General features: G+C 49.1%; 7 protein-coding genes. 2 read left to right on the forward strand and 5 right to left on the reverse strand.

Translation table 11 applies throughout. The features are described 5' to 3' along the window. Positions 1–49 precede the first annotated feature (49 nt). From MKY44_RS26630 to MKY44_RS26640, 3 genes are all read right to left on the reverse strand, one after another. A complete protein-coding gene (locus MKY44_RS26630) occupies positions 50–2,497 on the reverse strand; it encodes a transcription initiation factor TFIID (RefSeq protein WP_341009302.1) in 2,448 nt (815 codons plus the stop codon). Position 2,498: 1 nt separating this feature from the next. Then, positions 2,499–5,888: a tubulin-like doman-containing protein gene (locus MKY44_RS26635; protein WP_341009304.1), complete on the reverse strand. Its 3,390-nt coding sequence runs from the start codon at positions 5,886–5,888 to the stop codon at positions 2,499–2,501. 259 nt (positions 5,889–6,147) lie between these two features. After that, complete coding sequence (locus MKY44_RS26640) at positions 6,148–7,941, reverse strand: vWA domain-containing protein (RefSeq protein WP_341009305.1); 1,794 nt, start codon at positions 7,939–7,941, stop codon at positions 6,148–6,150. A 262-nt stretch (positions 7,942–8,203) separates the two neighbouring features. On the opposite strand from MKY44_RS26640, the gene MKY44_RS26645 reads away from it, so the two are divergent. Together MKY44_RS26645 and MKY44_RS26650 are read left to right on the forward strand one after the other, a co-directional pair. Continuing rightward, positions 8,204–8,347 carry a hypothetical protein gene (locus MKY44_RS26645; RefSeq protein ID WP_165980303.1) on the forward strand — a complete coding sequence of 48 codons (144 nt, stop codon included), beginning with the start codon at positions 8,204–8,206 and terminating at the stop codon, positions 8,345–8,347. A 2-nt stretch (positions 8,348–8,349) separates the two neighbouring features. Beyond that, on the forward strand, positions 8,350–9,282 hold the full coding sequence (locus MKY44_RS26650) for a hypothetical protein (protein WP_341009307.1): 933 nt from the start codon (positions 8,350–8,352) through the stop codon (positions 9,280–9,282). A 493-nt stretch (positions 9,283–9,775) separates the two neighbouring features. Here the strand turns inward: MKY44_RS26650 and MKY44_RS26655 are convergent, their stop codons facing one another. After that, positions 9,776–11,383 carry a DEAD/DEAH box helicase gene (locus MKY44_RS26655; RefSeq protein WP_341009309.1) on the reverse strand — a complete coding sequence of 536 codons (1,608 nt, stop codon included), beginning with the start codon at positions 11,381–11,383 and terminating at the stop codon, positions 9,776–9,778. Between the two features lie 1,045 nt (positions 11,384–12,428). Then, complete coding sequence (locus MKY44_RS26660; RefSeq protein ID WP_341009311.1) at positions 12,429–12,560, reverse strand: hypothetical protein; 132 nt, start codon at positions 12,558–12,560, stop codon at positions 12,429–12,431. Positions 12,561–12,814: the final 254 nt, after the last annotated feature.

Genomic DNA, 12,814 nt, shown 5'->3' on the forward strand with positions numbered 1-12,814 from the left:
GAGTTAATACAAGATTGGTGCTGGGTGTCAGGACACCGCCGCCGGCGTCTTAACGAATGGGTGACAACTTTTCCACCAGACCAGCGGGGTGAAGTTCATAGCCATTTTCCGTATACGAGTCGTAATATACCTTACCGTTCCGATACACCATGAGATCCTCCAGATGGAAACCTCCCATCAGATTGAGCTTCTCCACACCACTGCTACGTTCTTCGTACACCACACCCAGCTTGTAGATGCGTGACGTCTCTTCGGCATGCGCCGCGTAGTCCATGAAAGCACTATGATGGTCACCAAAGAAATACTTCTCTTCATACCGATGTTCCTGCGTATAATCGAATACGCGTACCCGAACAACCGCCTGATCCTCCAGCGTGTGGTACAACCTGCGGAACAGATCATCGCGGGTTAATACATCTTTATCTCCGTAGGCAATCGTAACGTTAGCACGCTGCAACAGCTCTTCTTCAAATGGCAATCGTAGCGGCTCGGCCGTAAGCAGCAACGAGTGACATACCTCCATCAGACGTTTCAGCAGACGATCATCACCTTCTGTGGCGAGCCGGTTCATGTCTCCCATGTAACGGTCCTCAAACCATACATCCCGTCCGCGCTTGGCTTCCAGGTCGATGATTAGCTCTTCCGTCACTTTGCCGTAGTACTCCATCACGTTCTGGCCAATGTATTCATCCGCAGCGGCGATACTTTGGGTAGCTGTCTCGCGCAGTGTGCGCTCCAGCGCTTCAAGTGCTGCTGTGACGTGGCGACTAAAACGATGAAGCTCTTCCATCTCCGTATCGTAGATGCGCAGCAGATGTAATTCATTTTCCAGTCGCAGTAATTCTACCTTGGGTACATATACTCGCTCGAGCATGCAGTCAATCAGATTGCGTACATTCTGTTTATCACGGAACAACGCTCGTTTGAACGACTGATCTTCCACTCGCTCTTGCTGACGTTGCTCCAGCAGAGCACGTGCCGATTCAAGCTGCATCGATTTATCCCGAATCAATCCGAGCAGCGCTTCACGCACACTGCCAGGCTCACTGTCACTCCAGGCCGCCCACTGGAAGTAACCAACCTCTGGATGCTCCGCGCGGGAATGTTCAGCATGACGGCGCAGGGAACCGCTAGAGCTGCGCTCGCGCACACGCTCTTCGACAAGACGGACAACGTTATCGCGGAAGTACGCTTCAGCTCCTTGTCCAAACAACGCTCTCTCCGCTTCACGAAGTGAGAGCGGCTTCAGATCAGAGAAACTGACGTTATGCGTCATGATGCCGCTCATGCCACTAACCAGATCTTCATTGGGCAGAAGGCCTTCGACTTTGCGTTCCACCGAGGCCGCGTCCAGTCCAAAGAAAGCGAGTTTGTCCTTAATGCTCCAATCCGGCTCCTGCCGCATGCGTGCGAGCAGATACCGATACATGTGATATAACACCGCCAGTGCAATCGGCTTGTTTGGCCGCCTGATCTCGGCAAAACCCGCGCTGGCATAACCATGCTGATCAGAGGTGGTACGAATATTGTTTTTAAAGGATGTATTGTTGTACGTGTTCGCTCCCGTGCTTGAAACGCTACCCGAGTGATCCGTATCCTGCTTCCGGTTCTTTAGCAGGCAGATGCGGCAGATGATCTCGGCATTTTCGATCCAACCACCAGGGACACCGGTTCCACGCTCATTTTTGTCAGACAACAGATATACCAGATCAAACAACGGCGAAGCGGGATGTGTAACCGGAATGGAGATCCCATCCTCCGTCACCAGCAGATTACCGCTGAACGTGTAGTCCAGCGACTGCATATAATCCAGTTCCCGCAGAAAAGCGAGGCCTGCTGCGCTGGCATACCCAAAGGAATCCACCTGTTCCATCTCGCTGACTAATACATGCAGATCCGTCTGCACCGACTTGAAGGCTTGGGACAAAATGGTCTCCGTCAGCTTGGTGAGCTCCGGCAACAATACATTCAACGGATCATCCGCTCTGGTTACCACCGTAACGTAAATCCGATCAAATGACGAGTATAACCGTCCATATTCGGCAATTCGGTTACTGACCCGCCGAAGCGTACGATTCAGATCAAAGAGCGCCTGATCCGATTCGTGGAAACTGCGGTGTACATCCTTACGCCTTGTTTTGGATGGTCGCTCTGTCTGCCCAGCGGACAAAGGCAAGCGGTGACGAGTCACCTGACCATCATCGGACGAGCCACCATTCCTCGTTTCAACCGGACCCGCTTCCTGATCTTCTGTCCCAATTTGAACGTAGACCACACCGTCTCCGTTATCCCATTTCAGCCGATTGATCTCCTGCACGGCAGACACAGCAGGTGCAACCAGATCACCCACGAAAAGGAACAAAGCCGGGTAATGGATACTGCTGCGTCCATCACCCAGGCTGCCTTGACGCTCCTGCTCTATTGCATACTGTGCTGCATACTTCTCCAGATCACGCTTCAGGGTATTGTTCGAATTGAACTCCATCCCGGTCACCATCTTATTTCAGCCTTCTGCGAATGTCGTTCAGCTTGGACGACATCGTTCTGTAGAACTGATAGATGTCTTCTCCGTTAGCCAGTTCTACCCGCTCGTATTCGAGACGATCGCGCGATTCCATGAACAGCGCAGCCAGATCATCCAGCTTTGTCAGCAGTGGGGTGATATCCTCTGAAGCCGTGAGATCGTTATCGCGGCGGGAGGCTTTGCGTAGCAATGTACTGCGATCCTTCTCCGCCAGACCACGGAAGTTGCCAAACACTTCATACTCGGCAAAGTTACGGCTCTTCATCAGGTTCGCGAACGGCTCCCATGCGTCTTCTTCCGGATCACGGTCATAGACGTAAAGCGCACCTTTTTTGACGATGGTGTCGGTATATAACGCTTCAATGAAGCGATCATACCATTGCTCCTCGTCCTGGTACTGGGCAAGAATGCCTTCGAGTTCGGCGACTTTGGCCGAGATGGTATTCATCTTCGCCAGTTCCTCACGTACGCGCGCGATCAGCTGCGGGGAGCGTACCAGGTTTTCTTTGGCCATATCTTCATTAATACTGCCGAAAATATCCTTAACGCCTACACGCGGCAACCCTTCAGATTGCAGACGCTTCAGCTCGATCACGGCCCGCTTCACTTCACCGAGGTTCGGCGTGGTGGACGTCAGACGCATGTCGTAGGCCCCCAGTTTGGCGGACAAATCAAACGCTTCTGTTGTCACAATCGCATACCGGTTGCTTGTATTCTCATCAATCGATTTGGCTGTCACAATGTTGTATCCAAGCGCCTGCTCAAATTCGTTACGCACACGGGCGTTATACTGCTTCACGCGGGCGTTCTCGTACACATCTCCCCATGATTTCTCCGGAATCGGAGACGGCAGATAGGTCCAGTTGTTTTTCTCCGTTTGCACCAAGTGACGACCGATGCCTTCTTTGTCCAAAATGGTACGTTCATAACTTTCCTCATATACTTTGAGCGGTGTATACACAAAGAGTGGTACCCCGTTGCGGGTATTAAGCCAGAAAATCCGGTTACGCACTTCACTTTCCTTAACGGTAAAATGAGATTTGCCCACCGCATTGTTCTGATAATTGCGAATCCCTTTCAGAATGCCCGGCGCCTGTGCAGGTACCGATACAAATCCCCATGAAGGGAAATGCAGACTGCCTGTACTGTTGCTCAGATTGAACACCGGAACGGCTTCATCATCCAGCTTGCCAGCAATGAAACGTTCCACGAATTTCTCGACTGACTCATCCTGACCGTATTTGATTACCAGGAAATCTTCCATGGAACGCGTAATCAGATCACCGAATTTCTCACTCAGGAAGTCGGAGATGGAGCTGACGATATCAATCTCGTTTTCTTTCACCCACTGGCTGGAGTTTTCCAGCAATTCACGGGAGAAGTCACGGATCAGATCATCTGTATCACGCTTATCCAACAGCCCGTCCACCACACTGACGATATCCGGTACACTTACAACGTTCCAGTAATATGTTTTGTTGCCTTTGTGATCGGCTTGTTCTTCGCCGCGTGTCAGCAGGTCACCGTTCTTCGCGAATATCGAGCTAAGGGCATTCAGCGTTTCGGTAAATACGTTATAAATGCGGCTGTTCTCCTGGTTCAGCAACTCATACAGATCTTCATAGAACTCGATCATCTGATCGTTGCGTTCCACGTCGGCGTGCAGCCAGTACTCATGAATTTTTGCTTCAATATAAGCATTCTTTTTCTTCTCTTTGGAGACAAAAGCACTCTTCGCATCGCCCAGCTTCTCTTCGGACTGCTCCTGAGCTGCTTCAATATCACGCGGAATGCGGAAGGCATTCTCACGCAGCGTTTCGATGTACGATTGAATCATCTTCAGTACACAGAAACCTTTTTCCGTATAAATTAGACGAGAGACATAGAACGGACCTTGTTCGGGATGCAAAAACATACGCCGGATCTGTTCGGTGAACTGACCGGCAATCTCGCCTGGCAGTTGTTTCTTCGCCTTGATATATTCTTCACGGGCACGCGCCAGGAAGTTCTGTTCCAGTTCGGTGTCCATATTCACAACCTGTGATTTCACCACGTTGCCATAGGATAAACGCTCACTGTTCTGATAACCAGGCAGCGGCTCTGGCACGCGCGCTTCAAAGGATTTGACCACACTTTCGAGATCAATACCCAGCTTGCGGGCAAATTTCTCGGTATCCTCCTGGTTCGGTGCTTTGGAGAACATGGTGTTCATTTTGTCGAACATCCGATAAGCCAGATACGTGGTCATCTCTTCAATCGGCAGTACAGCCGAAGAGGCACCGATGATGTTGTAATCATAGTTAGCCGGGTACACCTTGTTCATCTGTGCAATGTTGGTGCGAATGTTGCTGATATAATCATGGATCGCGAACTCCTCGCCCGACTGCTTCTCCTCACTTGCCATGAAGTTGGTAATGTTCTCGGCCGTAACGTTCATGCAGTAATCGTAGGCGTTCTCCAGCAGTTTGCCTTCGGTATTCGTAGCAGAGATCAGATGACACAGGTTAAATGGTGGCAGTGGTGAGTTAACGGTTAAAATATTGCCGTACTTCTGTGTAAACCGCTCACCGCGGCTATCCACGTTCATCCAGTAATCCAGCTCTTTGAGCGCAGCATATCCGTTCTTGCGAATGTATTCGCGAGTGTGTTCGCTTAAGCTTTTGTTGGACAGGTTCACGTCTGGCGTGAACAGATATCCAAGCGTATTCACGCGGTCAATCCCGGCAGAGCCATGATCACGTTCAATAATGCCACGCACGATATAGGAAATATCGAGGAAACAGCCGCTTCCTGTACCGCCGGATAGACCTGTCAGCAGGAACACCATCAGTTTTTTGTTGGTGCCTACAGATAAGGTTTTGATCTTTTTGTCGATGGCCTGTACGACCTGATTAATCTTGGTGAACAGCAGCAGACGTCCAGCCTGACGCACACCTGCGGCACCGTTCATGCCATCCGTGATGCTCAGTTCGGGAGACAGCCAGTCCGTAATGTACGGTTCCAGCACGCTGCGGTTTTGAAGAAGTCCACCGATCTCGGCATTGGATAGCAGCACGAATTCATTGATCGGATCGAGTCCGATTCCTTTATACTTTTTGGCACGATCCTGTTCGTTTGTCTCAAAAGCCAGAAACTCCACATTGTCCGGCTTATCCATTTTTTTCTTGGATACCGGGTCCTGTGGCAACTTGAAACGACGGTTGATCTGATATTTAAGGCGCAGCAGCGCATCAATTCCCGTTCCTCCCAGACCAATAATCAGAATGGGATTATCAATCGTATCAACTCTGATCTTCTCACTGACAATACCTCCGCCAAGTGATACATCCAGTTGCTGAATATGTTCTCTAACAATCGGTTTCATTCCATGTCCTCCTTAGATTAACGCACGTATGCTTCAATCTATATAATTCAAACTAAAGAATATTTACACTTGCCACTCCGATGACAGAACAACCTTCCGATCGCTGTTATCCCCAGATTTTTTGATTCTCTTTTTCAACGGTGAAAATCTGGGGATAAAGGCGAACGCTTCCGCTTCTCCAGCTTTTTTCTGTCCTCTGCGGTCTCGTGTAAATGATTAGTTCAACTTATATAGCTTACGTTCACTTAGCTATAATCCTTCACACCAAGTACTCAATCAAAATCGTTTTGTCCGCCTGTTGCAGCGGGATGCTCAGTCGGTCACCGTTCTTCAGTTCAACGCCTGAGCTTGCATCAACTGCACGACCGGATTTCTCCAGCGTACCGCCTGCGGTGTTACGAACTATAATTCGATCCCCATTGCTGGGCGTAAATACATATTTTTCGGTTTCCTTCAGCTCAGGGTCCAGTTGCAACAACTGATGCAGATGGAATCTGCCCCGGAAGGATACCAGCTTTTTATATTGCGGATATGACTTGTCTCCCGTGTTCTCATCACGAATCTCCACGACCATCTGGCCTACAAATCCTCGATTTTTTCGTTTCAGCCAGCCCATCAGGAACCAGGCACCAACACCGACCACAATCAGGGCTATAACACCCAGAATGACAGGTAACCAAGGAAACGGCTTGTCCTGTTCACCACCTGACGTTGTCGGTTGAGTCCCACTTCCGGCTACTCCGCTCGCGTTGATCGTGATTGGCTCACTTTCACGGTAGAAGCTGTCTTCTTCCGCACGGATGACTAATTCATAGTTATGATTGTCTGGTACTTCAAACGTTCCGGCAAAACCAGAACCTGTGTTTTCCAGCGGTTGTTCCTCGCTTTTCCCTGTATCTACATCTTTCACAACCAACGTGGCCTTCATATCTGTATACAGATCATTATCCTGAAGTGGCTGACCGCCGTTCTCCAGTTTGGCTGCAAGATCAACCTTGTCCCCTTTGGTATAGGACTTGGTCTTAATTGGGTCCACAACGAGCTGAAGATCATAGTTGAACAACAGGTTGATATCGATGCTGTCTTTCGGAGCCCCTTTTACCCGAAGTTTCCAGTCTCCCTCTTGGGGTTTCAACAGCTTCACGAGTGAATAACTCTTCGAAGTCGAGAGCTTGGCTGCATCCGAATTCAGATCCACGGCTTGTCCGGAAGGGTCCGTCAATTGTACTTCCACCGGCTTAGAGGACATAATCGAAATGTTTGCTTCCAATACACTGTCGTTTGGCACGTTCACGGTAACTTCCTGATAACTGCCGTTTCCCGTTACAGAGGGCAGCTTCACGACGTTCAGTTTGGCATGATCGGCGAAGATCTCACTCAGAATCTGTGGCAGATCATCCGGTGTATCGGTAATGAATGACTTGCCTCCGGTCTGCTGGGCCAGGTCTGCGAGTGCATTCTTGTTCAGCTTGCCATCCGCGTTCAGTCCAATCGTATACACCGGAATGCCCTGATCCTGTGCTTCCTTCACGGCTTTTGCCAGATCAGCGTCGGATTGTGCCTGTGTACGGCCTTTGGTTTTGTTAAAGTCATTGTTACCATCCGCCAGCAGCACAATCATCGGCGAGTGGGATGGGTCTGCACCATGATTCAGTATGTTCACGGCTTCGGCGACACCAACAGAGACATCGGTATATGGCCCCCGGCCGAGCTGATCAATAAAATCTTTCAGGCTGCTCTTGTCCGCATCGGACTGAATCTCCAGCATAGCCTTTTCCCGCTCCACCTGATCGGTATAAGCGACAATCCCTACCTTGTCCCCCTGGACTGGCAGCATATCAATAAACATTTTCATGGCTTCATTACTGATCTTGTCACGGTCACTTGTATTCATTGAGTTACTTACATCGGCTACAAGTACCGCATCGATTCCGCTTGTCTGTGCCTGAGCCGCTGCAGCTTGTGGCAGCAACGCTTGAGGTAACAGTAGCGTTAGAATTGCCAGCAGAACCATCGTTCCGCTGAGCAAGCGTATTTTGCGTGTCCGCAGCATTAGGTGTACTCCTTCACGTTTGAGATTAAAATGGGAATAGTTTATTATAGGCGTCAAGCCTTAAGGAAATCTTAACAGTCTACTAATAAATTCTGAAAAGCACCCCTATCTTGAGTTACAGTTTTGTAATGACTGACAAAAATCGACGATTTCATGCCTGTAACTGGCACAAAAGTACCAACTATGGAAATATGATATAGTTATTGCCAGCAAACTGCAATATAACAGCGCTTGTTTACCAAGCCATAGAAGGGAACGAATTATGGTTACATACGGATGCCTCGCCATATTGTTTCTTTTTGTCATCATAAAGGTAATTGCACTCCAGCTTCATCGGCGGAAACCGGTCTCCCGCGAAGACACGGATCGTACCCTCTACACTATTCTGAATGGTGAGCGTGATTGAGCATGAGTACTAAACTAGTTGTATCCATACGACCATTTCAACGAACGACCTATGCCTATGAAAAGTTGCAAGTCTGCGCCCGTTGTGGACAGTATACCTGCCTGTGGGAAGAAGAGTGCACGGCCTGTGGCCGGGGTACCCTGAATTCCGTTCAAGCGAAGGCAACTTCCCGTGTGAAACGCCGCATTGCACGTGACCTGTTCATTACGATATTGTTCGGTGCAGCTGCCACCTATTTCGGTGAGACCATAGATCAAACCATGGCGGCAGCCAGCGTTTCCCTGCTGCTTCTGGCCTTACTGATCTTCATGCAGAAACGTTCGTTCGAGGTAGAGCAGCAGCGCGAGTTGAAGCGCACGTTGCAACAGGATGAGGAACTCATCCGCCAGGGCATCAACCGCAACTGGGCTCTGGTCGCCGAAGCTCGAAAGCAGGATGAAGCACTTGCCTATGAGATGCTCCGCGAGATCGGCTCCCTCGTCTACAATGACCGGATTCGACTGCAACAGGTTGCGCTGTTACAATCCTTTGTCCTGCGCAGTGATATGGACCTTCAGCTCAAGCCCTTACTGCTACACAGTTTCGAGCGGCTGCTCGCTGAATATATCGGTGAGATTGCACGGCTTAAGCCGGATCTGATCCGTGAAGATGCGATTCGTTATATCGCGACCTATGAAGTGAACATTTTACAGCTGCACAATGGAATTCAGATTCTTACAGCCGTAGCTGCTGCTGCCGTGCGCAAGAGCAAATATATTGAGTTATTCCCTAGTCTTATTACCCGCTACGCCCGCTTTATGCCCAAAGATCGCTTCATGAGACTTTATCACACGATTGAACGCTATCCGAGCAAGGCACGAGGGGGATTGGCAGAGTCGGTAGGTCGGGTGTATAACGAGAAATATCGGGATCAATACGCAGATGTTCAGCTGTAGGGATGATATATTGAGAAAGAAAAACGTAATTTAGTGCAAACTCATTCCCTGTATATAGACGAATGCAATTTCATCCACCCCTGCATGCAAGTCAGCACCACAAATTGAAGGTTATGATTCTAATGATATAAGAATTAATCCAAAAACACCCCATCCTTAGGTCTAGGATGAGGTGTTTTGAATTTTATGGCAGTCTGCCAAATGCTATGTGAAGTACACGAAAAGAAAAGAAAAACTAGATGGGGAATACCTAAATGGCATCTTCCACGGAACCAAGCAGACGCGCAAACAGGCACTTGCAGATGACAAAAACAATAAGCGGAAATGATCATCTGTCCTGTTGAAAAAGGGCCGCGACGTGGTTCCGTCGCGACCCTTGATCTGAGGGTTCGGTACATCTGAACCCGAACCCTCTCATATGTGCCATGCCAAACCCTGTGGCATGGCATGGTGCCTGCGCAATTGCCGCTACATTGCCGCTTGCGCCAAGGTTTTACCGTCCGCGACGAGAATCGCGACGGTCACCCTTCGCCGGTCCGCGTCCTGCGGATTCCGGACGGCGAGAGCCTTCGCTGCTGCGCCCGGAGGTGCGCTTGTCGGCACTACGGCCAGCCCAGCCGCTGCTAGCTGCACCGCGTCCGCCTTGGCCCGCTGCTCCGCGACTACTGTCGCTGCTGCGCGCGGAACCACGACCTGCGCTGCGCTCGTCGCCACTGCGACCCGCACCGCGTCCACCTTGACCCGCTGCACCACGACTGCTGTCGCTGCTGCGGCCACCGCTACGACCCCCACTGCGTCCGCCTTCACTGCGGCCACCTTCGCCACCGCGGGAACCACGCCCCCCACGTCCGCCATCTCTGCGATCGTTACGGCCTGCACCGCGACGGGCACTGCCTGTTCCGGAAGAGCGTCCGCCTGAACGTTCGTCATCCCCTTGACTGTTGATGGAACGTCTAGCTGCTCCAGTTGAAGCAATTGGACCTTCGCTTGTCCACTGGATACGGGACAGCTTCTGGTCGATCCCTTGCTCAATACGTGCAAGTTCCGGTCTGTCGTGCTCTGTTGCAAACGTTACAGCAAGACCTGTACCGCCTGCACGGCCCGTACGACCAATCCGGTGGATATAACTTTCCGCATCATGCGGCATATCGTAGTTAAATACATGCGTTACGCCTTCAACATCAAGTCCACGTGCAGCTACATCTGTAGCAACGAGCAATTGCAGTTTGGCATCGCGGAACGCTTTCATTACGTTCTCACGCTTGGATTGGGACAGATCTCCATGAAGTTCATCACTTGCATAACCTGCTTCACGCAGATCTTGGTTCAGCTTGGATGCACGACGCTTGGTCCGGCAGAAAATAATCGCCAAGTATGGGCGATACGTATCAATCATGCCGCGAAGTGCTTCTAATTTACCACGATCCGTACATTCCAGTACTTGCTGGCGAATTTGTTTGATCGGAATAACGGATTGGGAAGATACTTTTACATCTTCCGGATCTTTCATGTAGGTCTTCGCCAGGTTGCGAATGCCTTTAGGCATCGTTGCTGAGAACAGCATTGTCTGACGTTTATGTGGAAGCTCGCTAAGAATCGTCTCCACATCATCCAGGAAGCCCATGTGCAACATTTGGTCGGCTTCATCCAGCACCAGTTTTTTCACATTATCCAGCTTCAACGTGCCACGGCGCAGGTGATCCAGAAGACGCCCTGGTGTACCAATAACGATCTGGGTACCGTTCTGCAATTTACGCAGTTGTTTGTCCACATCCTGCCCGCCGTATACGGCAAGCACGTGCAGTTTATCGTCATTTGCCGTGAGCTTCTTCGCTTCTTCCGTAATTTGCAGCGCAAGCTCACGCGTAGGCGCAATAATCAGCGCTTGTGGCGAACGGTCGGATACGTTAATTTTCTGAATAATCGGCAGCAAAAATGCCAGCGTTTTCCCTGTTCCTGTCTGTGCCTCAGCGATAATATCGCGTCCACCCAGCAGTACCGGAATCGAACGCTCCTGTACCGGAGTCGGCACGGCGATGCCCTGATGTTTCAGGATCTCGCACCATTCCGGGCGAATGCCCAGTTGTTCAAAGTTTGCCAATCGTTACACCTCTGTATATTCATTTAGATAAGTCCATTTCATAATGACCTTAGTATCAGTATCTGCCATCAAGACTAGTTTTCCTTATATCAATCATGATTATGAAATGAATTTTTTAAAAAGCAATCCACTCGTTGCTCTTCTTCTCCATACCCTGTAGTTTACACGTTAGTCAAGCAAAACAAAAGGGGATACAGCGTTACACCCTTAACTTGTAGCACAAAATTCCAAGATCAGCGTAACTTGTATCGACCAAGTGAGTTTGAGGTTGGTTTTGAGAGAGAGTAACTACAGAAGCCCCTCTGAGAATGATGATGAGTGGAGTAAGCTAAAGCGCTAGCTCGAAGTATGACCCTGACTCTGTAGAATGGGGTTCAGAATAGTACTGCACGTGGCCAGGCGGAGGGTATAGCAGTGTACACTATCTAATGGTACTTTTGAGAAGGATGTAATGGATCGTTATGTTCATAATCCCAGGATAGTTGAGAGATATCGTTGAGATAGAGATAGAGATAGCTGCTATGATTCTATAAATTGTTGTGAAGGTCATCCTGAAAAATGATCAAATGGAAGCTATTTTGCAAAAGTTTCAGGAATTGAAAGGTATCTTACATAACTCTGTACATTGAGATCAGGATTCAAGATTTCTCGCGGTTCGAAAATAGCTCTCACGATGAAACTCCCACGTACCACTAATTCTAACGAATCCAGGACACCCTATTACGACAATTAGAGCCGTTTGGATTTTCTAACGAACTCCAGTCACCTTATTACTCGGAAATACCGGGGAAACGGCATCAGTATAGGTGGAATCAGCAAAATAAGATGTCTAAGATTCGTTAAAATAACGAAAACATGCAATACCCCCACATAAGACGTGCCAGGTTCGTTAGAGTTTACACACACTGAAGGACACAAGCTTGAGCACAATAACATCAGCTAGGGAAATAACAACATTTACTAGAACCAGAACACCAACTACAAAAACTAGAAACCAGGAACAACAACAACAACAACAACAACAACCAAAAACAATCAACACTACCTATACTTTTGCTTTTGCTTTTGCTTTTACTCCAACTACAACTACAACTTCTACTAGAACACCACTACCACCATTAGAACTACTACTACTACTACTTCTTCTTCTTCGTTCTTTTTCTTTTCTCTTCTTCACTGTACACACCACACACTCTAATAATAAAAAAACAACGACGCCCTCCCCCCGAACTTACATTGGGAAAAAGTGCGCCGCTGATAAAAAGTTTCTTTTTATGTTATCTACTACATAGGGCTGTCGCATGTCTGCTCAACACTACTTTAGGACAGTAGCCTTCATAACTTTATACTTGTTTAAATTCTTAATTCCAGATTTACTAAGCCGTTCATTTTTCACCTTGTCTGCGTAACTACGTTTCGACATTGCACCTT

Origin of the sequence: Paenibacillus sp. FSL R7-0026 (assembly GCF_038004485.1) — a bacterium.
GTDB lineage: Bacteria > Bacillota > Bacilli > Paenibacillales > Paenibacillaceae > Paenibacillus > Paenibacillus xylanexedens_A.

Excerpts from the sequence above, each read along its gene's own strand:
- MKY44_RS26630 (WP_341009302.1), bottom strand. The coding sequence starts at position 2,497 with ATGGTGACCGGGATGGAGTTCAATTCGAACAATACCCTGAAGCGTGAT.
- MKY44_RS26635 (WP_341009304.1), bottom strand. The coding sequence starts at position 5,888 with ATGAAACCGATTGTTAGAGAACATATTCAGCAACTGGATGTATCACTT.
- MKY44_RS26640 (WP_341009305.1), bottom strand. The coding sequence starts at position 7,941 with ATGCTGCGGACACGCAAAATACGCTTGCTCAGCGGAACGATGGTTCTG.
- MKY44_RS26645 (WP_165980303.1), top strand. The coding sequence starts at position 8,204 with ATGGTTACATACGGATGCCTCGCCATATTGTTTCTTTTTGTCATCATA.
- MKY44_RS26650 (WP_341009307.1), top strand. The coding sequence starts at position 8,350 with ATGAGTACTAAACTAGTTGTATCCATACGACCATTTCAACGAACGACC.